This window comes from Nonomuraea sp. CX421, from assembly GCF_059358955.1.
In genome coordinates this window covers 61,080-86,533 of record NZ_JCADBK010000020.1, presented here as the reverse complement: position 1 = coordinate 86,533, position 25,454 = coordinate 61,080, and the positions used below count along the sequence as shown (strand labels likewise).

The window sequence follows — 25,454 nt, the reverse complement described above, 5'->3', positions numbered from 1 at the left end:
GTCCTCCACTGTGATGCGGATCACGCTCAAGGTAAGAGCGCAACCTATCCGGCGTGGAGAGCGGGGACGGGGTTGTTCGGCGAGTCGCAGGCGAGCGGCGGTTAGTTGTGTACGGCTTGCGATGAAAGGTGCCATCCGTACGACGAACGGTCGCCCCTACGGAATCAGGAGGAGCGGGGCCGCCAGTCACCGCGGTCAAGGGCGAGGTTCTCCGGCGTGTGCAGCCGGACCATCGTCCTGGCCACGCCCGCCGGCACCCGGTGCGGCGTCAGGAACGACACCGCCACCATGACCGTGAACGCGATCGGCACGGTCCAGGCCGCGGGCTGGGCGAGCAACGCGTCGGCCAGCCCCTCGTACGGCCCGCCCACGATGGTCACCAGCACCGCCGCGCAGGCCAGCCCGCCGCCCACGAACAGCCCGGCCAGGGCGCCAGTGCTGCTGAGCCGCCGCCACCAGATGCCGAGCACGAGCAACGGGCAGAACGACGACGCGGCGACCGCGAACGCCAGCCCCACCACGTCGGCCACCGGCAGGGCGCGGGCCCACAGCGCCAGCGCCAGCGGCACGCTGACCGCCATCAGCGTCGCGATCCGGAACGAGCGCACCCCGCCCTTGAGCAGGTCCTGGGCGATCACCCCGGCCACCGACACGGTCAGCCCCGACGAGGTCGACAGGAACGCCGCGAACGCCCCGGCGGTGACCAGCGCCGTCAGCAGGTCGCCCAGGGTGCCGCCGACCATCCGGCCGGGCAGCGTGAGCACGACCGCGTCGGTGCGGACCAGGTCGGGCGCGTACATCCGGCCCAGCCAGCCGTACACCGAGGGCAACAGGTAGAAGGCGCCGAGCAGCGACAGCACGACCAGCGTGGTGCGGCGGGCCGCCTGGCCGTCGGGGTTGGTGTAGAAGCGCACCAGCACGTGCGGCAGCCCCATCGTGCCCAGGAACGTGGCCAGGATCAGCGAGTAGGTCGAGTAGAGCCCGTACTCCTTGCCCCCGGCCAGCGGCACCTGCCAGGTCGCGGCGTCCGCCGCGCTCACCGCCGGAGCGCCGTCGCTCTTCCAGGCCAGCAGCAGGAACACCAGCGGCAGCGCCAGCGCGGTCAGCTTGAGCCAGTACTGGAACGCCTGCACGAACGTGATCGACCGCATGCCGCCCGACAGCACGTTGACCGCGACCACGACGGCCACCAGCAGCCCGCCCGCCCACACCGGCGCCCCGGTGATCGTCCGCAGCACCAGGCCGGCGCTCTGGAACTGCGGCATCAGGTAGAGCCAGCCGATGAGCACCACCAGCACGCTGGCCGTGCGGCGCACCGACATCGACTCCAGCCGCGCCTCCGCGAAGTCGGGCAGCGTGTAGGCGCCCGAGCGGCGCAGCGGCGCCGACACCAGCACGAGCAGCACGAGGTAGCCGCCGGTCCAGCCGACGGGCAGCCAGAGCATGTCGGCGCCGAACGACAGGATCAGCCCGGCCACGCCGAGGAACGACGCGGCCGACAGATACTCGCCACCGATGGCCGAGGCGTTCCACAGCGGGCTGACCGTGCGGGAGGCGACGTAGAAGTCGGAGGTGGTGCGGGAGAAGCGGATGCCGAAGGCGCCGATGAGCACGGTCGCCACCATCACGGTGACCACCGCCGCCAAACTCACCGGCCCGGCTCCGCCGAACGCCCGCTCACGGGCGTTCGACCAGGTCGGCGAAGTGGCGCTCGTTGCGCTCGGCCTGGCGCACGTAGAGCCAGGCGCCGACGACGAAGGCGGGGTAGATCAGGCCGGCGAGCACCGCCCACGGCACCGGGATGCCGAGCAGGTCGGCCTCGCGCAGCTCGGGGATGGCCAGGAACAGCAGCGGCAGGCCGCCCACGACACACGCCAGCACGGTGCAGACGAACAGCGCGAGACGGAACTGGGTGCGCAGCAGCGAGCGCATGTAGACCTCGCCGAGGTGTGTCTGCTCGTCGATCTCGCGGGTGGCGGGATAGCGGGGACGGCGCGCGGCGGCCGTGCGCGGGCTCGTCACGGTCACCCGGCGGGGGACGTCGCCGCGGCCGGACGGGACCCTGCGGGGGGCGTCGGCACGGCCGGACGAGACCCTGCGGGCCGGCCGGGGCTCGGGGCTCACTCCGGTCTCCCCTTCCTGGCCCGGCGGACCAGCAGGTCACGCAGCTCACGGGTGTGACGGCGGCTGACCGGTATCTCGGTCTCGCCCACCCGGACCGTACACCGCCCGGAGTCGATGTGCAGCTCCTCGATGTGCTTGACCGCGACCAGGTGGCTGCGGTGCACGCGGACGAACCCGGCCGTGGACCACCGTTCCTCCAGCGTGGCCAGCGGGATGCGCACCAGATGGCTGCCCGCCGCCGTGTGCAGCCGGGCGTAGTCGCCCTGCGCCTCGACGTAGACGACGTCGGCGCTGGACACGAACCGGGTCACGCCGCCCAGCTCGACCGGGATCGTGTCGGACTCCCCGGCGTCCACCGGCACGTCCGCCGAGACGGCGACCCGCCTGATCGCCTCGGCCAGCCGTTCCGGGCGCACCGGCTTGAGGAGGTAGTCCTCGGCCTTGATCTCGAACGCGTCGACGGCGTGCTCCTCGTACGCGGTGACGAACACGACCCGCGGCGGGTTGGCGAACTGCGACAGCAGCCGCCCCAGCACCACGCCGTCCAGCCCGCGCATCCTGATGTCGAGGAAGACCGCGTCGATCGGCCGGCCTTCGGCGATGGCCCGGTCGAGCAGGCGTAACGCCGCCGCCCCGTCCCTGGCCGTGGCGACCTCGCCGATGCGGGGATCGGCACGCAGCAGGTAGGACAGGTCTTCCAGGGCCGGAAGCTCGTCGTCGACCGCGAGGACCCGTAGTTGTGCCATAGACAGTGATAAAACCGACAAGAAAGATCGAGGTCAACGGGCGGAGACGCCGGGGTGATACTTCGGCACCCTGACGTTGACCTTCGTGCCCGCCCCCGCTCCCGTCTCGACGACCAGACCGAAGTCGTCCCCGTACACCTGGCGGAGCCGTTCGTCCACGTTGGCCAGGCCCACCCCGCCCTCGGGGGCGATCTCGCCGGCCAGGATGCGGCGTAACCGGTCGGGTTCCATGCCGAGGCCGTCGTCCTCGACGCTGATCCGGCACTCCGCCCCGGCGTCCTCCGCGATGATCGCGATGCGGCCGACGCCGTTCTTGCTCTCCAGGCCGTGCCTGACGGCGTTCTCCACCAGCGGCTGCAGGCACAGGAACGGCACCGCGACCGGCAGCACCTCGGGCGCGATGCGGAGCGTCACCTGCAGCTGGTCGCCGAACCGGGCCCGCTCCAGGATGAGGTAGCGGTCGATCGAGCGCAGCTCCTCGGCCAGCGTGGTGAACTCACCGTGTCTGCGGAAGGAGTAGCGGGTGAAGTCGGCGAACTCCAGCAGCAGCTCGCGGGCGCGTTCGGGGTCGGTGCGGACGAACGAGGCGATGGTGGTGAGCGAGTTGTAGATGAAGTGCGGCGAGATCTGCGCGCGCAGCGCCCGCACCTCGGCCTCCATCAGCAGCGTCCGCGAGCGGTCCAGCTCGGCCAGCTCCAGCTGCGAGTCGACCCACCCGGCCACCTCCTGCGCGGCCCGGACCAGGCCCGCCGAGGCGTTCGGCCCGTAGGCGGCCAGCGCGCCGACGACCCGGTCGTCCGTGGTCAGCGGCACCACCACTGCATGCCTGATCGGGCACTCCAGCAGGTGGCACTCGATGGCCAGCACCTGGGTGCGGCCGTCCTGCAGCGTCGCCTGGGCGTGCTCGAACGCCTGCCCGGCGTGGTGGTCACCGGCGCCGTCGTAGACCAGCAGGTGCTCGCCGTCGGTGATGGCCAGCGCCGACGAGCCGAGCAGCGCGCGCAGGTGCCGCGACGCCCGCTCCGCCCCGTCCGCCGTCAGGCCCGCGCGCAGCGGCGGGCCGGCCAGGGAGGCGGTGTGCAGGGTCTCGAACGTGGCCCGCTCGGCAGGGCTGGTGCCGAGCTCGCGGCGGCCGCGCATGACCCGCCAGAGCACGATCGCGGGCACGCCCACGAGGACGGCCACGACCGCGACCCCGACGAGGTATTCCACGTCGCCGGAGCCTACCCGGCGGACGTCACGTCGCGCCCCCGGACAGCGCCCCGGCGATCGTGGCCGCGTAGGACCGGGCCTCCTCGTCGGAGGCGTACCTGGTGCGCGGCCAGAAGAAGCCCCGCAGGCCGTCCTTGGGGTTGCGCGGAACCACGTGCACGTGCAGGTGCGGGACGCTCTGGCTGACGCGGTTGTTCAGCGCGACGAACGTCCCGCCGGCCTCCAGGCCCGCCTCCACGGCACGCGCCATCTCCTGGACCCGCTCGAAGAACGGGCCCACCTCCGTCAGGTCGGACAACGTCTCGACATGGGCCCGGGGCACCACCAGCACGTGCCCCTTGAAGACCGGGCGGCCGTCGAGGAAGGAGACGGTCAGGTCGTCCTCATGGACGACGAACGCGGGCCGCTCCCCCGCGATGATCCGGCAGAACGGGTCGTCGCTCACGAGGCCGCCGCCCTGGCGGCGAAGGCGGTCCAGCTCGTCATGTTCGGCGCCGACCAGGCCGTGGGCGCGTGCAGGAAGTGCTCGCCCACGTGCTCACGCAGCCGGCCGGGCACCTCGGCCGTCTTGGCGCCCCGGCAGTGGTAGACCAGCGCGCCCTCGCGCTGCCCCATCGCCATCCACGGCAGCCACGGCGAGACCCGGCACCAGGAGAACACGCACGGCACGTCGGGCATCCCCGAATCGAGGTCGCCGGCCCGGGCGAAGAACTGGAACAGCTCCATCGCCCGGTAGGTGTCGCCCGCCGAGTGGCGCGGATGGTCGGCCACCCTGAGCGGCGACGGGTAGGCCAGCCGGACGTCGACGTTGAACGCCACCTGCTCGCCCAGGCGCGTGGCCGGCACCGGACGATCGCCGAGCCGCTGGTTGACGGGGTCGTTGAAGACGTGCTGGACCTCGACCCGCTCGCCGGTGAACGGGTTGTCCCAGGCGTCGACGACCTGCCTGGTCTCGGGGTCGAGGTAGGCCGCCGCCTCGCGGCTGAGCAGCCGCCAGCCGTCGTCGGCTCGTACGGCGCGGGCCACGTTGAGGCCCTCGAAGCCGAACAGGTGGTGCGGGCCGTCGTCGCGCCGCCAGCCGTACACGTCGCCGGTCCACCACGAGATCGTCTCCGCGCCGTCGCCGGACGCGCGCACACGCATGAAGTCCATCAGACTGAAGTCCATGCGGCGAAGCCTCCCGGAGGCGGCCGCCGGGGGCAAGGACTCACCTGACGGTGAGCTCGAAGATCGCCTCGCCGGACAGCTGCCTGCTCTGCTCGTCGGGCGGCGCCGTGCCGGTGCCGCACCGGACGCAGTCGCGCAGCGTGATCCGGGCGCTGCCGGGCCCCTTGGTGTTGAAGACGAAGTAGGTGGTGCCGCCCGCGCCGGGCGCGTCGCCGGCGGGGCGGCGCTCCTCGCTGATGTACGAGGCCACCTTGGCGTCGGGCACCGCGACCAGGCTCCACTCGTCGCCGGCCGACGGGTCGTCGGCGACCGCGAGGGAGAAGCGCTTGCCGACGCCCAGCTCGACCGGCACGGTCGCGCCCTTGGCCCCCTTGACCACGGTGCCCAGGTCGCTGACCGCCGATCCTCCGCCGCAGCCCGCGGCCAGCAGCGCGACCAGCGCGACGGACGGCAGCGCCTTTCGAGACCTCATCCCGGCAGGCTATCGGGCTCCGGCTCGTCACGCGGGACCGCGTAGGGCTCCTGCTCCACACGCCCGCCCTCGGCGATGTGCCGCTCCCTGATCAGCTCGGCGTCCAGCTCGGCGCCGAACAGCAGCGCCATGTTCGACAGCCACAGCCAGACCAGGAAGACCACGACCGCGGCCAGCGTGCCGTACGTCTTGTTGTACGAGCCGAAGTACGCCACGTAGAGCGCGAACCCGCCGGAGACGATCACCCACAGGAGCACCGCCAGCAGCCCGCCCGGCGTGATCCAGCGCAGCCCGGGCTGGATCACGTTGGGCGCCGCCCAGTAGAGCACCATGATCAGCCCCGCCGCGATGAGGGCCAGGACGGGCCACTTGAGCACGTCCCAGGCGTTCACCGCGGCGCTGCCGAGCCCGAAAGCCTTCCCCGCCACGTCGGCCAGCCGGCCGGTGAGCGTCACCGCGATCGCCCCTGCCGCCAGCAGCACGGTCACCAGGATCGTGAGGCCGATCCTGAGCGGGGTGACCTTCCAGAAGGGACGCCCCTCCTCGATGTCGTAGATGACGTTCGCGGCCCGGATGAAGGCCGCGATGTAGCCGGAGGCCGACCACAGCGCGACCGCCAGTCCCACGATCGCCATGAGCCCCGCCGAGCCGCCCACCCGCTGGACGCCCGACACGCCCTCCGTCAGCAGGTCGCGAACCTCGGCGGGCGCCAGCACGGTGATGCCGCCGACCAGCGCGGCGGTGTCCTCGCGGCCGAGCAGCCCGAGCAGCGACACCAGCACGATCAGCGCCGGGAAGATCGACAGCACCGCGTAGTAGGTGAGCGCCGCTGCCAGGTCCTGCACCCTGTCCCGTCTGAACTCGGAGAACGTCCGTTTCAGCACCCTCCACCAGGCTCGGCGCGGCAGATCCGTGGGACCCTGCGGGGCGCTCAACGGGTCACTTCCTCCTCGTGCGCCGGGTCATCCGGCGGAGCAGGAGCGCGACGACGACACCGGCCGCGGCGATCGCCAGCGCCGGCCGCCTGCGCGCCTCCGCGGTGACCTTGTCCGCCGCGTCCTTCACCTGGTCGGGGGTGACCTCGCGGACCTTGCCAGCCACCTCGGCCGCCTTCTGCTTCGCCACCACCGCCGCGTCGGACGCCTTGACCTTGGCCACGGCCGTCGCGTCGGCCGCCTTGTGCCTGGCCAGCGCGGTCGCGTCGGCCGCCCTTTCCTTGGCCAGCGCGGTCGCGTCCGCCGCCTTGTGCCTGGCCGCCGCCGTGGCGTCGGCCGCCCTCACCTTCGCGGCGGCCGCGGCGTCGTTCGCCCGAGCCTTCACGTTGGTCTTGTCGGCGAGTGCCGCCACGGTCTCACCGAGCTCCTGCCGGGTGGTCCTGATCTCTTCACGCACGCGTTCCTCCTCGTCGTCTCCCACCGCCCACCGGCGTCTTCCGGTGCCGGTGTGGCGGGTGGTGGTATGGGTGCCGGCCGGCCCGGCCTGATCGCCGCCCTGCAGGGACCGCGTCTCGATCTCGCGGGCGCGGAGCGCGGCGGCCCGATCGTCCTCGAGCGGGGCCTCGGGGATGAACTTCCCGTGCTCCTCGCGTTCCTCCTCGGCGTGCAGCGCGTTCTCCGCCGCGCCCGCCCTCGTCGGAGGCACGTTGATGGACTTGTCGTCCGTGGGCATGCCCACCCTGCTCCTGTGGGCGCCCACCTCTCCGGCGTGCTCCTCGCTGTAGCCGGGGTCCGTCTCGCTCATCGCCGCACACTCTCCTTGACCGTCGCGATATCGGCCTTGACGCTCGCGATGGTCTCCGCGGGCATCGGCGAACCGGCCTGCTTGACCTTCTTCTTGCCGACCAGCCCGAGCACGCCGGCGATGGCGAACAGGACCACCGCCACGACGACCGCGGCCACCCATGCGGGCATGACCAGGGCGAGCAGCATGACGAAGGCCGCCACGAGCGTGGCCGCGCCGAAGAACGCGACCATGCCGGCTCCGCCGAAGAGACCGGCGCCGAATCCGGCGCGTTTCCCCTTCTCGGTCAGCTCGAACCGGGCCAGCCGCACCTCGTCTCTGACGAGCCTGGAGACCTGCTCTGACAGATCGTTGACGAGCTTGTGTGTGTCGTTCACGTGGTCGCCTCCCTCTGCTGAGGAAGGCGACTACCCAGTCAGAACGCCTTCTATCACGCGGACGGCGCGACGGCGCGGGCCGTCACCTCCTGGCGGCGCGAACCAGGAAGTCGAGCACCGACAAGATCGGCGACTTGGGCGTCTCACACCAGTTGTCGGGCTTCTTCGGCTTGCTCCACGCGGACGGGAGCTCGCACGAGGGAGCCTGCGGCTTGGGCCGCTCACACCACGATCCGGGAGGATTCATACCTCAAGCCTACGACTCCTCCCTTCGCTCGCCGCGGTCCGCGGCCACTCTCTCGCTGGGTCAACGAACGGTCACGCGGTGTAGTGTTCTCGATGACACGGACGAAGGGGTGACGGCCATGGCCACCGGCATCACGCGCAGGAAAACCCGCCAGCACGACACCGTGCGGGGTCCCGAGCCGCAGCCGCCATCCGCCCGCGCGTGGGGGCCGGGATGGGGGGCATCCGGCCCGACCGAGGACGAGCTCCGCCGCGAGCGGCTCTGGCAGGACCTCATCCAGGACGGCTGGAGAGCTGAGATCGTGGGCGGAAGGATCATAGTGAGCCCCTGGGCGAAACGACGTCATGGCGTCCTGCTCGACCGTCTGGCCGACCAGCTGTATGACGTGAAGCGGAAGAACGGCTGGGAGTTCCACCAGTGCTGGGCGGTGCACATTCCTCCCGAGCGTGGTGACAAGCGGCTGCCCGACCTGCTCATCGCGCCGCCGGACTGCCCGGAGTTCGACGACAACCGGGCGTACGGCTATGGCACCCTGATGGCGGTGGAGGTGATCTCTTCCGACAGTCCTCACGATGATCTGACCATCAAGCCCGCCGAGTACGCACGGGCTGGCATTCCTGTGATGCTGATCTTGGACGACTTCTCCGAACGGCCATCGGTCAGACTGCTGTGCGACCTCTTCGCAGGGAGGTATCAGACCTCGGTCATCGCCGAATCCGGCCAACCGCTGGAGCTGCCTGAGCCGTTCGGGATCAAGCTGGAGACAGACCTGATCTTCCGTTGAGCGGGTAGCCTGCCGTGGTGCTGGTGCTACACGCGGTCTGGGCGGGAGACGGTCTCGCGTTCTGGGCGGAGATTCCCGATTCCGCTCCATCCCTTGCCCTTCCTGCCTCCCCGGCGACCAGATCCGGGACCGCGCGCCTTCACCCCTTCGCCGCACCGTCCCACACCCTCGCCGACGCCCTCGCCCACACCGGTCTCGAAGCCGAGGGCACTGAACGGGTGCTGGAGCTGTTGCTGCCCGGATCGGTCAGGGAGCCGGTGCCGTCGCCCGAGACGGGACGGCTGTCCGAGGTGGTCAGGCCGCGTCTGCGGTTGTGGCGGGTGCCCGCCGTCGTGCCGGCCACCGGCGACGCCCTGCGCGTCCTCGCGCAGCCCCCGCCCACCGCCACCGTCCGCCACTGGGCGGCCGTCGCCGCCTTCGCCCACGATCTGTTGCGACGCGGACGCGTCATCCCCCAGTTGGTCACCGCCCCGGCGTCTGCCCCCACCGCCCGGGCCGGCGGCCCACGCGCCCAGCGGGACGGGCCGGAGGCGGGCGCGCGGGCGGTGTGGCGGCCGGTGGTGACCGGCGCCGACGCCGCCTACGCGAGGGAGCTGGCCGAGGCGATGCCGCCCGCCTGCCGCACCGCCGCGACCGAGCGCCCGTCCGGCGCGGTGCTCACCGAGGCGCTCGACGTGTTCACCGACGCATTGATGAGGCAGGCTCTGCACGAGCCGCTGGTGAGCGGGCCGAAGACGCTCGAAGAGCGCTGGCTCGCGGCGCTGACCGGCCCCGACTCCTCCTGCCCTGACGATCCTCGGCTGCGGACGGAGCTGGAGGCGTGGCGCGAAGCGGTCACCAGGGCCGAGGGCGCCACCCGCGTCTGCTTCCGTCTCGTGGAACCCCCCGTCCCCGGCACACCTGCCGGGGAGAGCGAGCGCACCCCGGCCGTCGAACCTGCCGAAGCCGGTGAGACCGCCAGGGTCGCCGAGCCTGCCGGGGGCGGTGAGTGGCGGGTGGAGCTGGCTCTGCAGGCGGCCGACGACCCGAGCCTGTACGTGCCGGCGCGCACGGTGTGGAGGGGCGAGCGGGTCACGGGCCTGCCCGGCCGGCCCGAGCGGGAGCTGCTGGCCGGGCTGGGCCGCGCCGCGCGGCTGTATCCCGAGCTCGACCGGACGTTGCGCGTGGCCGAGCCGGACGAGCTGCGGCTCGACACGGCGGGCGCGTTCGCGTTCCTGAGGCAGGCGGCGCCGCTGCTGCAGGCGGCGGGGTTCGGGGTGCAGCTGCCGCGCTGGGCGGGCCGCAGCAGGCTGGGCCTGAAGCTGACCACCCGCGCCAGGTCGCAGGCGGTGGCGAGCCAGGGGTTCGGGCTGCGCGAGCTGGTCGACTTCCGGATCGACCTCGCGGTGGGCGACGAGACGATCAGCGAGGAGGAGCTGGCCGAGCTGGCCAGGCTCAAGGTGCCGCTGGTCCGGGTCCGCGGGCAGTGGGTGGAGCTCGACGACCGCGGGCTCGACGCGGCGCTGAAGGCCGTGGAGCGCGAGCGGACGGGCGAGTTGCCCGTCGCCGACCTGCTGCGGCAGGTCGTGCAGGGCGACGACGAGCTGCCGCTGGTGGCGGTCGACGCCGACGGGGTGCTCGGCGACCTGCTGTCCGGCCAGGCCGAGCAGCGGTTGCGTCCGCTGGCCACGCCCCATGGCCTCGACGCCGTGCTCAGGCCCTACCAGGAGCGGGGGCTGGCCTGGCTGAGCTTCCTGTCGGAGCTGGGCCTGGGCGGGGTGCTGGCCGACGACATGGGCCTGGGCAAGACGGTCACCACGCTGGCGCTGCTGGTGCACGAGGCGGCTGAGACGCCGACGCTGCTGGTGTGCCCGATGTCGCTGGTGGGCAACTGGCAGCGTGAGGCGGCCAGGTTCGCGCCGGGGTTGCGCGTCTACGTCCACCACGGCGGCGGGCGCGACACGGCGGAGATCGCGGGCGCCGACCTGGTGATCACCACCTACGGCACGGCGCAGCGCGACCTGGAGGCACTGCGGCAGGTCGAGTGGCGCCGGGTGGTGTGCGACGAGGCCCAGGCGATCAAGAACAGCGGCACCCTCCAGGCGCGGGCGGTGCGCGCCATTCCGGCCCCGACCCGGCTGGCGCTGACCGGCACACCGGTCGAGAACCACCTCGCCGAGCTCTGGTCGATCATGGAGTTCGCCAACCCGGGGCTGCTGGGCTCGCGGCAGAGGTTCAGGAGCCGCTTCCAGGAGCCGATCGAGGCGCGCCAGGACGAGCAGGCGGCGCGGGCGCTCAAGCGGGCGACCGGCCCGTTCGTACTCCGGCGGGTCAAAACCGACAAGTCCATCATCTCCGACCTGCCAGAGAAGCTGGAGGTCAAGGAGTGGTGCCCGCTCACCCCCGAGCAGGCCACGCTCTACCAGGCGGTCGTCGAGGACATGCTGGCCAGGATCGACGGCAGCGAGGGCATCGAGCGGCGCGGCCAGGTGCTGGCGGCCATGGCCAGACTCAAGCAGGTCTGCAACCACCCCGCCCACCTGCTCAAGGACGGCTCCCGGCTGGCCGGGCGGTCGGGCAAGCTGGCCCGGCTGGAGCAGCTGGCCGAGGAGGTCCTGGCCGAGGGCGAGAAGGCGCTGGTGTTCACGCAGTACGCGGAGTTCGGCACGATGCTCCAGCCCTACCTGGCGCAGCGGCTCGACCGGCCGGTGCTCTGGCTGCACGGCGGGCTGCCGAAGAAGACGCGTGACCGGCTGGTCGAGCGGTTCCAGCGGGACGAGGAGCCGACGCTGTTCCTGCTGTCGCTCAAGGCGGCGGGCGTGGGCCTCAACCTGACGGCCGCCAACCATGTGATCCACGTCGACCGCTGGTGGAACCCCGCCGTCGAGGACCAGGCGACCGACCGCGCCTTCCGCATCGGGCAGCGGAAGAACGTACAGGTCCGCAAGCTGATCTGCGCGGGCACGCTGGAGGAGCGCGTCGACGAGATGATCGAACGCAAGAAGGCGCTCGCCGAGCGCGTGGTCGGCACCGGCGAGGACTGGCTGACCGACCTGTCCACCGAGGAGCTGCGCGACGTGTTCCGGCTGACGGCCGAGGGGGTGGCCTGAGCATGCCGATCGGCAGGGACGGCTGGTTCGAGGCGACCAGGGCGATCAGTGTCGAGGGCGGGATCCGGGCCCGCACGCAACGCGGCTCGATCGGCTCCACCTGGTGGTCGAGACGGTTCATCGACATCCTGGAGCGGGTCTGCGACAAGGGCCGCCTGACGCGCGGGCGCGCCTACGCCCGCAAGGGGCAGGTCCTGTCCATCGACCTGTCCCCCGGCCTGGTCCGCGCGTCCGTCCAGGGCTCGCGGCCCAAGCCCTACCGGGTCACGATCAGGATCGAGGCGTACGACGAGGAGCGGTGGGCGTCGATCGAGGAGGCGATCGCGGCGCAGGCGGTGCATCGGGCCAAACTGCTGGCCGGCGAGATGCCGACGGAGATCGAGGAGGTGTTCGCCGCGCTGGGCGTCGACCTGTTCCCGCGCGACCTCGACATGGACTGCTCGTGCCCCGACTGGGGTTTCCCGTGCAAGCACCTGTCGGCGGTGCTGTATCTGCTGGCGGAGTCGTTCGACGACGATCCGTTCCTGGTGCTGGCCTGGCGCGGCCGGGGCCGGGAGGAGCTGCTGGGGTCGCTGGCCGACGAGCCCGCGGCGGCCGGCCTGTCACAGGTGGAGGACGTGCCGTTCGCCGACCGGCTGGCCGACTTCTACGCGCCGGGCGCGACGGCGCACCGGCCGGAGCGCCGCCCGTCGGCGGCGGCACCCGATCTGCTGCTGCGCGTCTTCCCGCCGCCCGGCGACCTGGCCCCGGCGCTGACCCCCGCCTACCTGCGCCTGGGTGATTCCTAGCACGCCCGCCGCGGCACTCTCGCAACGAAGACTCCGGACACCAGCGTCGGGCTCAGCCCGGCCGCCCTGACGTGACGGGTCTCACGGCCGTATCCGGCGGGACGTCCTGGCGGCTCGGTGCCCCCGTTGTACCGGTCAGCTGTCCTCGAAGGAGGCGGGCACCATCACGCGGACGCCGTTGGGCACCACGCGCAGGCGGATCGGGGTGCGCAGGCGCACCTCGCCGTCGACGTCGGCGGCCATCGGCGGGTCGGTCTCCAGCAGCATCTCGCGGCCCGTGACGAACGGGCCGCCGGCCAGGCTGCGCCAGCGGCCGGTCGTGGCGCGGGCCAGGGTCTCGATGAGCAGCCGCAGCTTCTTGCCCGAGCCGAGCTGGTAGGCGACGAGCAGGCCGTTGTCGATGCTGATGTCCTTGGCCACCTGCCAGCCGCCGTGGAAGCGGCCGTTGGCGATGTTGAGCTGGTGGGTGAGCAGCTCGTGGCGCTCGCCGTCGACCGTGATGTAGGCGCGGAACGGCGTGTGGCCCGGCAGGATCGTGAGTGCGGTGAGCGGGTAGGCGGGGCGGCCGATGACGCGCTTGAGCCAGGGCTTGACCTTGCCCGCCACCTCGACCGAGACGCCGAAGCTGGCCAGGTTGGCGAACGGCCGGTCGTCGGCCATGCCAAGGTCGATGTCGGCGACCTTGCCGGTGGTGAACACCCGGATCGCGCCAGCCAGGTCGAGCGGCAGGCCGAGGCTGCGGGCGAAGTTGTTGGTGGTGCCGAGCGGCAGCACGCCGAGGGCGACGTCGCGGTGGGCGACGTGGCGGACGGCCGAGGAGAGGGTGCCGTCGCCGCCGCCCACGACCAGCAGGTCGGGGCCGGTGGCGAGGGCGGTGTCGAGCAGGTCGCGCAGCCGCTTGGGGTTGTAGACGCCGATCTCGGCCAGCGGCTCGATGCCGAGCGCGTGAATCTGGTCGATCACCTCGAAGTAGTGGCGCCGGCCCCGCCGGGAGCGAGTGTTGACCACCACCGCCACCCGGCGTTCCGTGCGGATCGCCTCGGTGTGCTCGGCCTTGGTGCGCAGTTCGCTCATGGTCATCAATCGTAGGCGTAGCGGCCGGTGCCTGAGGTCGCCTCAGGGCCGCCGGGAGGGGGTCCCGGCGGCCCCGGAGGGTCACTTCTTGGGCGGCGTCACCTGGATGACCGCGGCCAGGTTGCCCGGCAGCGGCGAGACCAGCTGGAACTGCACGCCCAGGGCCTTGCCCTCGTCGCCGGGGTTGCCGGTGCCGAGGATGTGCCCGTCGCCGAGGTCCGTGCCGTACAGCTCGGTGGCGGGGGTGCCGTCGAGGTTCACGACGCGGGTGGTGTACATCTGGTCGTCCTTGGACGGGACCACGACGGAGGCGTCGAAGTCACGGTAGAAGAGCGACCCGTTCTGCACCTCCAGACCCGGATACCAGGTCTTGGCGTCGGTGAACTGCGAGACGCCCTTGAGCGCCTTGATCTCGGTGCAGTACTCGCTGAACGGCTCGTCGGGCGCCTCGAGGCACTCCTTGAGCGGGTAGGTCTTGCCGAAGGAGAACGCCGCGTTGGACGTCTGTGTACGCCCTTCCATGTTCTTGTTCCTGGACGGGTCCTTCGTGGCCGCGGCGCCGTCCCGGCGTAGCGGCTCGAAGTGGGAGTCGACCAGGAGCAGGGTGCCCTTGCTGCCGATGCTCGGCGGCAGGTTGAGGTTGGGGACGATCACGTTGTTGGTGTAGGTCGAGTCGCGGTACCAGACCAGCAGGCCGGGGGCGTTGTACTTGACCTTCTCCACCTTCCAGGCGCCGTCACGCGAGTACGTGGTGTCGTAGGCGTACTGCAGGCCCTTGTCGAACCCGTCGAAGTTGCGCCACTCGGCGAGGTAGAAGCGGGAGATCTCACGCGAGCCGTTGTTGATCGTCCAGCCCTGGCCGCTGGTGTTGGTGAACGTGCCGCCGGAGGCGTGCCAGCCGTTCGCGCCGCCCTCGACGTCGTCGCTCCACACGGCGGTGCCGCCGTTGGTGAGCTCGAAGTCGTCGGCGTGCCAGCCGCGCGGGGTGAAGGCGGCGTCGGTGTTGTAGACGAGCCGCAGCTTGACCGTCTGCCCGGCGAACGGGGTCAGGTTGACGTAGTCGTGCCGCCAGCCCGGGGTGTCACCGGTGAGGCCGTACTTCTTGTCGCCGAACGTCTTGAGGTTCTTGTTCGGGTCCGGGTAGTCGTCCGGGGTGGTGACCTCGGTGCCGGCCTCGTCGAAGACCTTCTGCTGGGCCCAGGTCTGACCGTTGTCGGTGGACACCTCGACGAAGCCGAAGTCCCAGTCGGACTCGATCTCGTAGTTGTTCCACATCCAGAACCGGACGTCGGTGCCGGCGGGCACCTGCACGTCGCGGACCAGGGAGACGTTGGCCCACTCCTGGTCCATGCCGGACCACCAGGCGTTGGCGCCGCTGTGCGGGTCGATCATCTTCAGCGGCTCGGACGCCAGGTTGACCCGGACGCCGTCCTGGGTGAGCTTGGGCGTGCGCGAGGACTGGCCGACGGTGACGAGGCCCTTGCGGTCACCCGGGTCGAAGACCTTGGGGTTGGCCCAGCCGAGCACCCACTTGTCCCACAGGCCCATGTGGGTGGGCATCGACTGGAAGATCGGCCCGGAGTGCGAGCCGCTCGACATCAGGTCCCAGAAGTCCACGGCGGAGCTGCCGGAGCCGGAGGTGTCGTACAGGTCGGGCAGGCCGAGGTCGTGGCCGTACTCGTGGGCGAAGACGCCGACGCCGGAGTCCTCGGGCTGCACGATGTAGTTGGAGATCTTCTTGTCGGTGCCGGGCACCTGGTAGCCGCCGGCGACCGCGCTGGAGTGCGCCCAGATGGCGTAGGTGCCCTCCGCGCCGCCGTCGGCGGACTTGTCCTTGCCGGCGTGCACGAGCACGAGGTGGTCGATGACGCCGTCGGGCTCGGCGAAGTCGCCGTCGCCGTCGGCGTCGGAGACGTCCTCGAGGTCGTAGTCGGCCCAGGGGAAGTCGGGCTGGGTCTGGGCGAGCACGTTGACCGCGTCGATGGCCAGTTGCCCGGCGCCGAGCGGGTTGTCGGGGTGGCCGGACATGTCCTGGGGATTGCCGCCGCAGGCGGCGGCGCCGTACCACGCTTCGGAGTGCGGGGCCTTGATCCAGCCGACGGCCGAGCCGGTGACGGAGTAGGCGCCCTTGGACATCTCCTCGTACATCTTCTTCAGCGTGAAGCCGGAGATGTCGATGCCGGGTCTGCCGTCGCGCGGGTCCTTCAGGTCGGGACGCACGCGCTCGGTGATGCCCTGGTCGGTGTAAAGCATCTTGTTGAAGTGGGCGGTGCTGAAGTCCTTGACCCAGAAGGAGTTGTTGTCCTTGTTCGGCAGCGTGGCCGGGTCGGGGATCGTGTTGTGCAGCGGCCCGTTCATCCTGGTGCCGGGCGGCTCGACGAGGCAGTCGTCCGGCGGGCTGTCGACGGTGCGCAGCCGGTTGAAGCCGGAGAAGTCGTCGTTCGCGTTCTCGTTGAACTCGACCAGCACGGTCAGGAGCTTGGCGGTCTTGGCCTGCTTGGCGTTCTTGAAGATGAACTCAGCGGGGTTGCGGCCGGTCTTGATGGCCTGGTTCTCGCGATTCGCCAGGACCCTGGCGGTGACCGGGTTGCCGCTGGCGAACTTGCGGTCGATCTTCTGAGCCGGAGTGAGGGAGCGGGCGTTCTTGCCGGGAAGGCGCGGATCGCCGGGATCCGGTTCGACTCTCGGGGGCGCGTAGTTGATGTAGTAGTCGGACGCGCTCGGCTCGTACGTCGCGACGGAGGCCTGAGCCGCCGGAGGGGCGGTGAGTGCGGCTCCGAGGAGGGCGGCCGCCGGGAGTGTGGCTAACAGGCGCTTTTTTCTGTGCACCGGGAACCCTCTCTGCCCGGCATCGCCGGGCGCATGGCCATGAGGTATTGCCATGCGGGACGGTAGAGGGTGAGTAAAGCCACCGTAAAGAGGAAAGTTGAAATGTAATGATTTCAGGACATTTCACAACAGCACAACGGCGGCGGTCACCCCGCCCGCGACGGCCGCGCCGTAGCAGAGCACCGCGATCACCAGGTCGAAGCGGGCGATGCCCAGCAACTCCTCACTGGTGAACCTGATCCGGTGCGCCGCGTGGAACAGGCAGAGCACCACGACGACCACCAGCGCGAGCCGTACCAGCAGGTGGTCCAGGAGCGCGGTCAGATGGCCGGCGGACGGCCAGTCGACCACCCCCAGCGGCATCAGCACCCCGAACAGCAGCACCAGCACGGGCAGCGCCAGCGCCGCCACCACCCCGCCGCCGCTGAACAGCAGCCACAGGTACGGCTCCAGGGTCCGCTTCACGACGACCTCAGCACGAAGTAGGCGATCAGCCCGGAGATCACCAGCCAGGCCGAGTGGTTGCCGCCCTGGATCATCCAGGCGGGCACCCGCCAGCCGTCCAGCCTGACCACGGTGGCCTTGGGCGCCAGGTTGAGGAACGTGACGGCGTGGAAGGCGGTCGCGGCCAGCGCCACCACGTTCAGGGCGATCATCCAGGGCCGGGCGGCCAGCGCGGCGAACTCCCGCGTGGTCCCGCTCAGCACGGCGTCGGCGAGCAGCAGCAGGAAGACCACCGACCAGGCCACGAACACGCTGGTCAGCTCACGCAGCACGAACACCGTGGCGGAGCGGGTCCGGGCGAACCACAGCCTGTCCCGGGGCGCCCGGTACGGCGCCCGGGCCGTCATCGCCTGCTCCAGGGCAGCACCGAGCGCAGCGCGGCGGTCAGCTTGTAGCGCTGGATGGCCTCGGCCGGGTCCACGTGCTTGGGGCACACCCGCGTGCAGTCCCCCACGAACACGCACCCCCACACCGCCTCGTCCAGGTTGAGCACGTCGAACCGGTCACCCATGTCGCGCGAGTCGAGGTTGTAGCGCTGCGCCAGCGCGATGGCCGCCGGGCCGAGGAAGTCGGGGTCCAGCACATAGACGGGGCAGGCCGAGTAGCACAGCATGCAGTTGACGCACATGCTGTACTGCTTGTAGGCGTCGAGCTGCTCGGGCGTCTGCGCGTACTCCGCGGTCAGCGGCGGCTCCTCGCCCTCCCTGATCAGCCAGGGGCGCACCGACGAGAGCTTGTCCAGGAAGTCGTCGATGTCCACGACCAGGTCCCTGATCACCGGGAAGCCCTTCAGCGGCTCGATCCTGATGGGGCCGTCGCCGTACTCGGCGAGGAACGACCCGCAGGTCAGCCGGGGCTCGCCGTTGACGTTCATGCCGCACGAGCCGCAGATGCCCATCCGGCACGACCAGCGGAAGGACAGGCTGCCGTCGAGCCGGTCCTTGACGTAGGTGAGCCCGTCGAGCACCGCCCAGTCGTCCATCAGCGGCACGTCGTAGCCCTGGAAGACCGGCTCGCTGTCCTGTTCCGGACGGTAGCGGGCGACCTCCAGCCTGATCGTGGCCGGTTGCTCGGTGTCAGTCACGGCCGTAGACCCTTTCGCCTGGAGGCCAGCGGGTGATCGTCACGGGTAGCAGGCCGACCGACGGCGTGCCGTCGGGCGCGCGGTGCACCAGCGAGTGCGCCAGGTAGGTCTCGTCGTCCCTGGCCGGGAAGTCGGTGCGCTGGTGGGCGCCGCGCGACTCCTGCCTGCCCAGCGCGCAGGCCACGACGGTCCGCGCGACGTCGAGCATGGCGCACAGCTCCTGCAGGTTGATCAGCTCGGTGTTGAACGTCGCGCTGGTGTCCTCGAGACGGGCCTCCTGCGCCCGCTCACGCAGGTCGGCCAGCGTGTCCACGGCCTTGGTGAGCTCGTCGCCGGTGCGGTAGATCCCGGCCGCGCCTTCGAGCGCGTGTTGCATCCGCTCGCGCAGGTCGGCGATCCGCTCCCCCGTGCGCGACCCCTCGCGCGTCCGCGCCAGCCGCCGCGCCTCGTCGTCTCCCTGGCTCCGTACGGCGGGCGGCTCGCTCTCCCGGTGGGCACGGGCGAACTCCGCGGCGGCGACGCCGGCCCGGCGGCCAAAGACCAGGATCTCCGGGAGCGAGTTGGAGCCGAGCCGGTTGGCGCCGTTGATGCTCACGCAGGCCGTCTCGCCGGCGGCGAACAGTCCGGCGATCGTGGTCGCGCCGTCGAGGTCGGTGTGGACCCCGCCCATCATGTAGTGCACGACCGGGCGGACCGGGATGAGGTCGGTGGCCGGGTCGAGGTTCTGGTAGCTGCGGCACAGCTCGCGGACGAACGGGATGCGAGCGTCGATCTTCGACTCCCCCAGATGCCGCAGGTCGAGGTAGACGACCGGCCCATACGGGGTGTCGACCGTGCGGCCCTTCCGCTGCTCGTGGACGAACGCCTGGGACAGGCGGTCGCGCGGGCCGAGCTCCATGGCGCGCAGCCGGGGAGTGGGGGTCGGGCGGCCGAGGTCGTAGTCCTGCAGATAGCGGTAGCCGTCCTTGTTGATCAGCCAGCCGCCCTCGGCGCGGGCCGCCTCGGTGATGAGGATGCCGGTGAACGGCAGGCCGGTCGGGTGGTACTGGACGAACTCCATGTCCTTGAGCGGGGCTCCCGCCCGGTAGGCGAGGGCCATGCCGTCGCCGGTCTTGATCGCGGCGTTGGTGGTGAACGGGAAGACCCGGCCGCCGCCGCCGGTGGCCAGGACGACGGTCCGGGCGGCGATGGTCTCGACGCGGCCGGTCCTGATGTCGAGGGCCACGACGCCGTGGACGCGGCCGTCGTCGACGACGAGGGTGGTGACGTACCACTCGTCGTACCTGATGATGTCCTGATATTTCAGGGTCGTTTGGAACAGGGTGTGCAGCAGGTGGAACCCGGTCTTGTCGGCGGCGTACCAGGTGCGCATCCGCTTCATGCCCCCGAACGGGCGGACCGCGACCCGGCCGTCGGCCTCCCGGCTCCACGGGCAGCCCCAGTGCTCCAGCTGGATCAGCTCCCGGGGCGCCTCGGCCACGAACGCCTCCACCGCGTCCTGGTCGCACAGCCAGTCGCCGCCCGAGATCGTGTCGTAGCAGTGCTCGTCGAGCGTGTCTCCCACGCCGATCACGGCCGCCGCGCCGCCCTCGGCGGAGACCGTGTGGCTGCGCATCGGGTAGACCTTCGACACGACCGCCACCTTCAGCGCCGGGTCCGTCTCGGCGACCGCGAGGGCCGCGCGCAGACCCGCTCCACCCCCTCCGACGATGAGCACATCGATCATCTGCGTTCACTTCCCGCGGTCGGGTTCGCTCTGGTCTCGTACGCGCCTGCCGTCATGGCGGACGACGGACAGGTGGATGCTGCCGTCGTGGTACTCGTGCCGGATCCGGCGGCAGCCGCAGTCGAAGAACTGGTCGCGGATCACCAGGCCGTAGCCGTCGTCGTCGAACAGGCGTTCACCGCCGGACCTCTTCCCGCAGGGGGCCGTCTCGGGGGCGAAGGGGGTCTTCGTGCCTGTCATCGCCGATCTCCTTAGATAGGCGAAAATTTGGCGAAACGTCACCTCCACACAAGCACCGTGACCTTCGCCGGGAAAGGGTCAGCCGGGCGTTTCCTGCCGCGACTCCGTCTCCTTCGTCTCCTTCGGCGCGTGCGGGTAGTGCAGGTCGAAGGCGGGCCGTTCGGAACGGATGGGCGGCATCGAGGTGAAGTTGTGCCGGGGCGGCGGGCAGGACGTGGCCCACTCCAGGGAGTTGCAGTAGCCCCATGGGTCGTCGAGCGTGACCTTGGGCGCGTGGCGGGCCGTCTTCCAGACGTTGTAGAGGAACGGCAGCGTCGAGGCGCCGAGCAGGAACGCGCCCACCGACGAGATCTCGTTGAGCGCGGTGAACCCGTCACCCGGGCTGTAGTCGGCGTAGCGGCGCGGCATGCCGATCGCGCCCAGCCAGTGCTGCACCAGGAACGTGGTGTGGAAGCCGACGAACAGCGTCCAGAAGTGCACCCTGCCGAGCCGGTCGTCGAGCATCTTGCCGGTCATCTTGGGCCACCAGAAGTAGAACCCGGCGAACATCGCGAACACCACGGTGCCGAAGACCACGTAGTGGAAGTGGGCGACGACGAAGTAGGTGTCGCTGATGTGGAAGTCGAGCGGCGGCGAGGCCAGGATCACCCCGGTGAGCCCGCCGAGCAGGAACGTCACCAGGAAGCCGATGGAGAAGAGCATGGGGGTCTCGAAGCTGAGATGGCCCCGCCACATGGTGCCGATCCAGTTGAAGAACTTCACACCCGTGGGCACCGCGATGAGGAACGTCATGAAGGAGAAGAACGGCAGCAGCACCTGCCCGGTGGGGAACATGTGGTGCGCCCACACCGTCATCGACAGCCCGGCGATGGCGATGGTCGCCCCCACCAGCCCCATGTACCCGAAGATCGGCTTGCGGCTGAAGACCGGGATGACCTCGGTGATGATGCCGAAGAACGGCAGCGCGATGATGTAGACCTCGGGATGGCCGAAGAACCAGAACAGGTGCTGCCAGAGCAGCGGCCCGCCGTTCTCCGCCAGGAAGACCTGGGTGCCGAGCTTGCGGTCCGACTCGAGCACCAGCAGCGCGGCGGCCAGCACCGGGAAGGCCATCAGCACCAGCATGCTGGTCAGTAGCGTGTTCCAGGTGAACAGCGGTAACCGGAACATCGTCATGCCGGGCGCGCGCATCCCGATGATCGTGGTGACGAAGTTGACCGACCCGAGGATCGTGCCGAGACCCGACAGCGCCAGCCCCATGATCCACAGATCGCCGCCGATGCCGGGCGAGTAGGTGGCCGAGGCGAGCGGCGTGTAGGCGAACCAGCCGAAGTCGGCCGCCCCGCCCGGCGCGGCGAACCCGCCCAGCGCGATCAGCCCGCCGAACAGGAACAGCCAGTACGCGACCGCGTTCAGCCGGGGGAAGGCGACGTCGGGAGCGCCGATCTGCAGCGGCATCACCACGTTGGCGAACCCGGCGAACAACGGGGTCGCGAACAGCAGCAGCATGATCGTGCCGTGCATGGTGAACAGCTGGTTGTACTGCTGCTGATCGACCAGCTGCATGCCCGGCTGGGCCAGCTCGCCCCTGATCACCATCGCCATGACGCCGGCCACCAGGAAGAACACGAACGACGTGATCAGGTACAGGTAACCGATGACCTTGTGGTCGGTCGTCGACAGCCAGGAGGCGATCACGGTCCCGGTGCGACGCCGTCTGACCTGCTCGAGCGAGGTCTCGCGAACAGTCGTCACGGCTTGCTCCCTCCGACTGGAGTGGTGGCCTGCCCCCGATTCCCTCTCATTTCACGCCAACGATCGCCGCTCGGGAAGCGGTTCGGCGACATTGCCCGTGCCGCGACGCGCCCGACGCGCCGATCTGGGCCATCCACATCGCGAAACCGGTTCCAGGTCCGGTGGCCGCGTCTTCTATCCTTCGTATCCGTACCGATCGGAGGAGAAAGATCTCGTGAACGCCCAGCGCGACTACGCCGACCTCGTCCAGCGTGGCCTCTCGCTCGACCTGACCCGCGGCAAGCCGTCCCCGCGCCAGCTCGATCTCTCCAACGACATGCTCCGGCTGCCGGCCTCCTACCGGGCGGCCGACGGGACCGACGGCCGCAACTACGGCAACCTGCAGGGCCTGGCCGAGCTGCGCGAGCTGTTCGCGCCGCTGCTCCAAGTGCCGGCCGCGCAGCTGGTCGTGGGCGGCAACGCGAGCCTGGCCATGATGCACGACACGGTCGTGCACGCCCTGCTCTCCACCGTCCCCGGCGCCGTCCGCCGCTGGGTGGAGGAGCCGGAGATCACGTTCCTCTGCCCGGTCCCCGGCTACGACCGGCACTTCACCATCTGCGAGCGGCTCGGCATCAGGATGGTGCCGGTGCCGATGGGCGCCGACGGCCCCGACATGGACGTGGTCGAGCGGCTCGTCGCCGCCGACGCGAGCGTCAAGGGCATCTGGTGCGTGCCCAAGTACAGCAACCCCTCCGGCATCGTCTACAGCGACGAGACCGTGCGCCGGCTGGCCGCCATGGAGACCGCCGCGCCCGACTTCCGGATCTTCTGGGACAACGCCTACGCGGTCCACCACCTCACCGACACGCCCGCCGAGCTCGCCGACCTGCTCGCGCTCTGCGCCGAGCACGGCCACGCCGACCGGGCGTTCGTCTACGGCTCCACGTCCAAGGTGACGCTGGCGGGCTCCGGCGTGGCCTTCTTCGGCTCCTCACCGGACAACGTCGCGTGGTTCCTGGCCAACACCGGCAAGCAGTCGATCGGCCCCGACAAGCTCAACCAGCTGCGCCACGTGGAGTTCCTGCGCGACGCCGAGGGCGTGGCCGCGCACATGCGGCGGCACGCCGAGCTGATCTGGCCCAAGTTCGAGCTGGTCGACCGGGTCCTGGCCAAGGAGCTGGGCGGGCTCGCCACCTGGACCAGCCCGCAGGGCGGCTACTTCATCAGCCTGGAGGTGCCGCACGCCGGCGAGGTCGTGGCCAAGGCCAAGGCCGCGGGCATCGCGCTCACCCCGGCCGGCGCCACCCACCCCTACGGCACCGACCCCGCCGACAGCACGATCCGGATCGCGCCGACCTACCCCGACCTGGAGGAGCTGGAGCAGGCCATCGCCGGGCTCGCGGTGTGCGTGCGTCTCGTCGCGGAGGAGCGGGGCTGACGGCCGCCGCTCGCGCCCGCCCTCCCACCACACCGGGAGGGCGGTCAGACGCGGGTACGCCGGAAACCGAAGATGTACTCCCTGGTCTCGCTCGGGTGGAACGACACGTCCACGCCCGGCTCGAAGGCGACGTTGTCGCGGCGGCAGTAGTAGAGGCGCTGCCACACGCCGAACGCCTGCTCCCTGGCCGGCGCCTCGGCCAGGTCCCGCTTGCGCGCGCCGTACGAACCGACCACCTGCAGCACGCCGAACAGCCAGAACACCCCGGTCAGGCAGAACGGCGCGAGCAGCACCTCGCCCCAGCCGGTGTCCTTGCCCATCGCGATCACCAGCGAGACCACCAGGTGGACCAGGGCGGCGATGATGAGCAGCACCCAGCCCTGGTTGCGGACCCACGGCGTGTAGTGACGGCTCGGGAACGACAGCCACACCGCGAGCTGCGTGCGGCTCATCAGCCGCTTGGAGGCGCCCAGTGACGCCGCCGTGGGCAGGTCGGCGATGTCGCGCTCGCCGGGCAGCCGGACGCGCCCGATCCGGTACGTGGTGCCCTCGGCCACGGTCCCCGGCACGGAAGCGACCTGGTCAGCATGGGCGCACATCGGGCACATCACTTTCACCCGGGCAGTCTGGCCTTAAGCACCGGTCCACGCAAACCATAGGCTGCTATCTGTGAGACCGATGGAAATCCTGGCGAACGCCCTGCCCGCCGGCCGCGTCCTGACCGACCCCGACGTGACCGACTCCTACGCTCGTGACCGCACGTTCGTCGAGCCCGGCAAGCCCCTGGGCGTGGTGCTCGCCACCTCCCGTGACGACGTGGTCACCACGCTCCGGTGGGCCACGGAGCACCGGGTGCCCGTGGTGCCGCGCGGCGCGGGCACCGGCCTGGCCGGGGCCGCCACGGCCACGGACGGCGCGATCGTCCTGTCGCTGGCCAGGATGACCGCGATCAGGGAGCTCTCCCCCGCCGACGAGATCGCCGTGGTCGAGCCCGGCGTGATCACCGCCGACCTCGACCGGGCGGCCAGGGAGCACGGGCTCATGTACGCGCCGGATCCGTCGTCGTACGAGATCTCCACGATCGGCGGCAACCTGGCGACCAACGCGGGCGGGCTGCGCTGCGTGAAGTACGGCGTGACCCGGGACTCGGCGCTCGGACTGGAGGTCGTGCTGGCCGACGGGCGGATCCTGGACACCGGCCGGCGCACCATGAAGGGCGTCACGGGCTACGACCTGACCGGGCTGTTCGTCGGCTCCGAGGGCACGCTCGGCGTGATCACCGCGGCCACGGTACGGCTGCGCCCGGCGCCGGCCGCGCCGCCCGCGACGTTCGCCGCGGAGTTCGGCTCGCTCCGCGACGCGGGCGCGGCGGTTTCGGCGATCATGGCGGCCGGCTGCCAGCCGTCGCTGATGGAGTTGCTCGACCGCGCCACGCTGGAGGCGATCGACGACTGGCGCAACATCGGCCTGGAGCCCGGCACGAACGCCATGCTGATCGGCCAGTCCGACGCGTCCGACGCCGAGGCCGCGGTGCGGCGGATGGAGGAGCTCTGCGTGGACAACGGCGCGTCGTTCGTCGCCGTCTCCTCCAGCCCGCAGGAGACCGAGGAGCTGATCGGCCTGCGCAGGATGGCCTACGAGGCCAAGGAGCGCCTGGGCGCGTGCCTGGTGGAGGACGTGTGCGTGCCCCGTTCGGTGCTGCCGGACATGATCACCGCGATCGAGGCGGCCGCGGCACGGCACGGCGTGCGGATCTGCACGGTCGCCCACGCCGGCGACGGCAACCTGCACCCGGTCTTCATCTTCGAGCACGGCACGGCCGAGCCGCCCCCCGAGGTCTGGGCGGCGGCCGACGAGGTCTTCACGCACGCCCTGGGGCTCGGCGGCACGCTGACCGGCGAGCACGGCGTCGGGCTGCTCAAGCAGCGGTGGCTGGCGCTGGAGTCCGGGCCGCTCACCCAGGAGGTGCAGCGGGGCATCAAGGCGGTGTTCGACCCGCTGGGGCTGCTCAATCCGGGCAAGGCCATCTGACCCGGTCTCACCTGGGGCTGTTTCCGTTTCGAAACGCTGACATCC

25 protein-coding genes are annotated in these 25,454 nt (G+C 70.9%); 5 read left to right on the top strand and 20 right to left on the bottom strand.

All coding sequences use genetic code 11. The annotated features are described in order from the left end of the window. Positions 1–164: 164 nt before the first annotated feature. The 11 genes from AC5L3X_RS28995 to AC5L3X_RS28945 all read right to left on the bottom strand — a co-directional run bounded on the left by AC5L3X_RS28995 (position 165) and on the right by AC5L3X_RS28945 (position 8,085). Positions 165–1,652 (bottom strand): sodium/solute symporter, encoded by a 1,488-nt coding sequence (locus tag AC5L3X_RS28995; protein ID WP_225263801.1) that lies wholly within the window; start codon positions 1,650–1,652, stop codon positions 165–167. A gap of 25 nt (positions 1,653–1,677) precedes the next feature. Continuing rightward, positions 1,678–2,124, bottom strand: coding sequence for a hypothetical protein (locus AC5L3X_RS28990; RefSeq protein ID WP_494861114.1), 447 nt, complete (start codon positions 2,122–2,124; stop codon positions 1,678–1,680). Then, positions 2,121–2,870 (bottom strand): LytR/AlgR family response regulator transcription factor, encoded by a 750-nt coding sequence (locus AC5L3X_RS28985; protein WP_189127029.1) that lies wholly within the window; start codon positions 2,868–2,870, stop codon positions 2,121–2,123. The genes AC5L3X_RS28990 and AC5L3X_RS28985 overlap by 4 nt, the downstream gene beginning before the upstream one ends. A gap of 33 nt (positions 2,871–2,903) precedes the next feature. Then, positions 2,904–4,082 (bottom strand): sensor histidine kinase, encoded by a 1,179-nt coding sequence (locus tag AC5L3X_RS28980; RefSeq protein ID WP_494861112.1) that lies wholly within the window; start codon positions 4,080–4,082, stop codon positions 2,904–2,906. A gap of 25 nt (positions 4,083–4,107) precedes the next feature. Further along, positions 4,108–4,527, bottom strand: a complete 420-nt coding sequence (locus tag AC5L3X_RS28975; protein WP_494861110.1) for an HIT family protein — start codon at positions 4,525–4,527, stop codon at positions 4,108–4,110. Then, positions 4,524–5,249 (bottom strand): DUF1838 family protein, encoded by a 726-nt coding sequence (locus AC5L3X_RS28970; protein WP_494861108.1) that lies wholly within the window; start codon positions 5,247–5,249, stop codon positions 4,524–4,526. Before AC5L3X_RS28970 ends, AC5L3X_RS28975 begins: the two co-directional genes overlap by 4 nt. A 40-nt stretch (positions 5,250–5,289) precedes the next feature. Continuing rightward, the gene (locus tag AC5L3X_RS28965) at positions 5,290–5,721 is read right to left on the bottom strand and encodes a protease inhibitor I42 family protein (protein WP_494861106.1); all 432 of its coding nucleotides are present in this window, start codon (positions 5,719–5,721) and stop codon (positions 5,290–5,292) included. Then, the gene (locus AC5L3X_RS28960) at positions 5,718–6,605 is read right to left on the bottom strand and encodes a YihY/virulence factor BrkB family protein (protein ID WP_494861104.1); all 888 of its coding nucleotides are present in this window, start codon (positions 6,603–6,605) and stop codon (positions 5,718–5,720) included. Before AC5L3X_RS28960 ends, AC5L3X_RS28965 begins: the two co-directional genes overlap by 4 nt. Positions 6,606–6,660: 55 nt before the next feature. Then, positions 6,661–7,461, bottom strand: coding sequence for a DUF3618 domain-containing protein (locus AC5L3X_RS28955; RefSeq protein WP_494861102.1), 801 nt, complete (start codon positions 7,459–7,461; stop codon positions 6,661–6,663). Beyond that, the gene (locus tag AC5L3X_RS28950) at positions 7,458–7,838 is read right to left on the bottom strand and encodes a phage holin family protein (RefSeq protein WP_494861101.1); all 381 of its coding nucleotides are present in this window, start codon (positions 7,836–7,838) and stop codon (positions 7,458–7,460) included. The genes AC5L3X_RS28955 and AC5L3X_RS28950 overlap by 4 nt, the downstream gene beginning before the upstream one ends. Before the next feature lie 82 nt (positions 7,839–7,920). Beyond that, positions 7,921–8,085 carry a hypothetical protein gene (locus AC5L3X_RS28945; RefSeq protein ID WP_189127022.1) on the bottom strand — a complete coding sequence of 55 codons (165 nt, stop codon included), beginning with the start codon at positions 8,083–8,085 and terminating at the stop codon, positions 7,921–7,923. 118 nt (positions 8,086–8,203) lie between these two features. Here AC5L3X_RS28945 and AC5L3X_RS28940 point away from each other — a divergent pair, with 118 nt between their 5' ends. The 3 genes from AC5L3X_RS28940 to AC5L3X_RS28930 are packed head-to-tail and all read left to right on the top strand — an operon-like array spanning position 8,204 to position 12,746. Beyond that, on the top strand, positions 8,204–8,869 hold the full coding sequence (locus tag AC5L3X_RS28940; RefSeq protein WP_494861099.1) for a Uma2 family endonuclease: 666 nt from the start codon (positions 8,204–8,206) through the stop codon (positions 8,867–8,869). A gap of 17 nt (positions 8,870–8,886) precedes the next feature. Beyond that, positions 8,887–11,958: a DEAD/DEAH box helicase gene (locus tag AC5L3X_RS28935; protein WP_494861097.1), complete on the top strand. Its 3,072-nt coding sequence runs from the start codon at positions 8,887–8,889 to the stop codon at positions 11,956–11,958. Positions 11,959–11,960: 2 nt separating this feature from the next. Beyond that, positions 11,961–12,746, top strand: a complete 786-nt coding sequence (locus tag AC5L3X_RS28930; RefSeq protein ID WP_494861095.1) for an SWIM zinc finger family protein — start codon at positions 11,961–11,963, stop codon at positions 12,744–12,746. 135 nt (positions 12,747–12,881) lie between these two features. Here AC5L3X_RS28930 and AC5L3X_RS28925 read toward each other — a convergent pair whose 3' ends face one another. The 8 genes from AC5L3X_RS28925 to ctaD all read right to left on the bottom strand — a co-directional run bounded on the left by AC5L3X_RS28925 (position 12,882) and on the right by ctaD (position 21,958). Beyond that, on the bottom strand, positions 12,882–13,820 hold the full coding sequence (locus AC5L3X_RS28925; protein ID WP_494861093.1) for a diacylglycerol/lipid kinase family protein: 939 nt from the start codon (positions 13,818–13,820) through the stop codon (positions 12,882–12,884). A gap of 81 nt (positions 13,821–13,901) precedes the next feature. Next, positions 13,902–16,649, bottom strand: a complete 2,748-nt coding sequence (locus tag AC5L3X_RS28920) for an immune inhibitor A domain-containing protein (protein WP_494861091.1) — start codon at positions 16,647–16,649, stop codon at positions 13,902–13,904. 123 nt (positions 16,650–16,772) lie between these two features. Beyond that, positions 16,773–17,114, bottom strand: coding sequence for a fumarate reductase subunit FrdD (frdD, locus tag AC5L3X_RS28915; protein ID WP_189127016.1), 342 nt, complete (start codon positions 17,112–17,114; stop codon positions 16,773–16,775). After that, on the bottom strand, positions 17,111–17,500 hold the full coding sequence (locus tag AC5L3X_RS28910) for a hypothetical protein (RefSeq protein ID WP_494861089.1): 390 nt from the start codon (positions 17,498–17,500) through the stop codon (positions 17,111–17,113). Before AC5L3X_RS28910 ends, frdD begins: the two co-directional genes overlap by 4 nt. Then, complete coding sequence (gene sdhB / locus AC5L3X_RS28905; protein ID WP_494861087.1) at positions 17,497–18,237, bottom strand: succinate dehydrogenase iron-sulfur subunit; 741 nt, start codon at positions 18,235–18,237, stop codon at positions 17,497–17,499. Before sdhB ends, AC5L3X_RS28910 begins: the two co-directional genes overlap by 4 nt. Then, a complete protein-coding gene (gene frdA / locus AC5L3X_RS28900) occupies positions 18,230–19,963 on the bottom strand; it encodes a fumarate reductase (quinol) flavoprotein subunit (RefSeq protein WP_494861086.1) in 1,734 nt (577 codons plus the stop codon). The genes sdhB and frdA overlap by 8 nt, the downstream gene beginning before the upstream one ends. Positions 19,964–19,969: 6 nt before the next feature. Next, the gene (locus AC5L3X_RS28895; RefSeq protein ID WP_189127013.1) at positions 19,970–20,203 is read right to left on the bottom strand and encodes a hypothetical protein; all 234 of its coding nucleotides are present in this window, start codon (positions 20,201–20,203) and stop codon (positions 19,970–19,972) included. Between the two features lie 78 nt (positions 20,204–20,281). Further along, the gene (ctaD, locus tag AC5L3X_RS28890) at positions 20,282–21,958 is read right to left on the bottom strand and encodes an aa3-type cytochrome oxidase subunit I (RefSeq protein ID WP_494861084.1); all 1,677 of its coding nucleotides are present in this window, start codon (positions 21,956–21,958) and stop codon (positions 20,282–20,284) included. Positions 21,959–22,172: 214 nt separating this feature from the next. On the opposite strand from ctaD, the gene AC5L3X_RS28885 reads away from it, so the two are divergent. Beyond that, positions 22,173–23,378: an aspartate aminotransferase type Ic gene (locus tag AC5L3X_RS28885; RefSeq protein WP_494861082.1), complete on the top strand. Its 1,206-nt coding sequence runs from the start codon at positions 22,173–22,175 to the stop codon at positions 23,376–23,378. A 44-nt stretch (positions 23,379–23,422) separates the two neighbouring features. Here the strand turns inward: AC5L3X_RS28885 and AC5L3X_RS28880 are convergent, their stop codons facing one another. Continuing rightward, the gene (locus AC5L3X_RS28880) at positions 23,423–23,947 is read right to left on the bottom strand and encodes a hypothetical protein (RefSeq protein ID WP_189127010.1); all 525 of its coding nucleotides are present in this window, start codon (positions 23,945–23,947) and stop codon (positions 23,423–23,425) included. Between the two features lie 109 nt (positions 23,948–24,056). On the opposite strand from AC5L3X_RS28880, the gene AC5L3X_RS28875 reads away from it, so the two are divergent. Further along, a complete protein-coding gene (locus AC5L3X_RS28875; RefSeq protein WP_494861178.1) occupies positions 24,057–25,409 on the top strand; it encodes an FAD-binding oxidoreductase in 1,353 nt (450 codons plus the stop codon). Positions 25,410–25,454: the final 45 nt, after the last annotated feature.

Coding starts and splice junctions, on each gene's coding strand:
- AC5L3X_RS28985 (WP_189127029.1), bottom strand. CDS start 2,870: ATGGCACAACTACGGGTCCTCGCGGTCGACGACGAGCTTCCGGCCCTG.
- AC5L3X_RS28970 (WP_494861108.1), bottom strand. CDS start 5,249: ATGGACTTCAGTCTGATGGACTTCATGCGTGTGCGCGCGTCCGGCGAC.
- AC5L3X_RS28965 (WP_494861106.1), bottom strand. CDS start 5,721: ATGAGGTCTCGAAAGGCGCTGCCGTCCGTCGCGCTGGTCGCGCTGCTG.
- AC5L3X_RS28955 (WP_494861102.1), bottom strand. CDS start 7,461: ATGAGCGAGACGGACCCCGGCTACAGCGAGGAGCACGCCGGAGAGGTG.
- AC5L3X_RS28945 (WP_189127022.1), bottom strand. CDS start 8,085: ATGAATCCTCCCGGATCGTGGTGTGAGCGGCCCAAGCCGCAGGCTCCC.
- AC5L3X_RS28940 (WP_494861099.1), top strand. CDS start 8,204: ATGGCCACCGGCATCACGCGCAGGAAAACCCGCCAGCACGACACCGTG.
- AC5L3X_RS28930 (WP_494861095.1), top strand. CDS start 11,961: ATGCCGATCGGCAGGGACGGCTGGTTCGAGGCGACCAGGGCGATCAGT.
- AC5L3X_RS28925 (WP_494861093.1), bottom strand. CDS start 13,820: ATGAGCGAACTGCGCACCAAGGCCGAGCACACCGAGGCGATCCGCACG.
- AC5L3X_RS28910 (WP_494861089.1), bottom strand. CDS start 17,500: ATGACGGCCCGGGCGCCGTACCGGGCGCCCCGGGACAGGCTGTGGTTC.
- frdA (WP_494861086.1), bottom strand. CDS start 19,963: ATGATCGATGTGCTCATCGTCGGAGGGGGTGGAGCGGGTCTGCGCGCG.
- AC5L3X_RS28895 (WP_189127013.1), bottom strand. CDS start 20,203: ATGACAGGCACGAAGACCCCCTTCGCCCCCGAGACGGCCCCCTGCGGG.
- AC5L3X_RS28875 (WP_494861178.1), top strand. CDS start 24,057: ATGGAAATCCTGGCGAACGCCCTGCCCGCCGGCCGCGTCCTGACCGAC.